Source organism: Oleiphilus sp. HI0079 (assembly GCF_001635105.1).
Map to the genome: position 1 here is coordinate 1 of NZ_LWFT01000173.1, position 600 is coordinate 600.

Here is a 600-nt window from a genome sequence, read left to right on the forward strand (position 1 = left end):
ACCTCCTGCTACCAATCTAATAACGAAATTTTTTCGCGCAACTCAGATTTGCTAGGAGTCATCAAAATGCATGTGGTTTGGATTAACGAAGACGCTGATTTCACTGGCGGCTGTGAAAGCTATATTTACCAGTCTGTCGGTCTGTTAGCAGAGAAAAACATCAAATCGACACTGATGTACAAAGTCGGCTCGCCGAAAAGTGCGGAATTTCTGAACCAATTCGAGCAAGCGTTTCCTATGGTCGACATAGAGAGCCAATTAGTGCAGCTTCAGCCCGATATTATTTATGTACATAGCCTAAATGATATTGAGACGCTCAAACGCATTGTCGCGTTTCCGTGTCAGAAGATCCGCTTTTTTCACGACCAAAGGGCTTTCTGTCTTCGAGACCACAAATATACAACGATTGGCAAAAAGCCATGCGCGAAAAAACTGGGCCTGGATTGCTACAGCTGCCTAGGCTTTCTTAAACCATCTTCCATGCCTTGGAAAGTAGGGCTTAGAACGCTCGGCGAATTGAAAGCCTCATTAAAGCTCAACCAACAGTTCGATCGCGTTCTCGTTGGATCAAATTACATGGCTGAGCAGCTAAAGATGCAT

Annotated in this window: 1 protein-coding gene; it reads left to right on the forward strand. The window is 44.5% G+C overall.

Annotated features, from left to right (window positions below; genetic code table 11):
* Window positions 1–66: 66 nt before the first annotated feature.
* The coding region (locus tag A3750_RS02560) for a hypothetical protein (RefSeq protein WP_197474827.1) at window positions 67–600 on the forward strand (534 nt) is incomplete at its 3' end.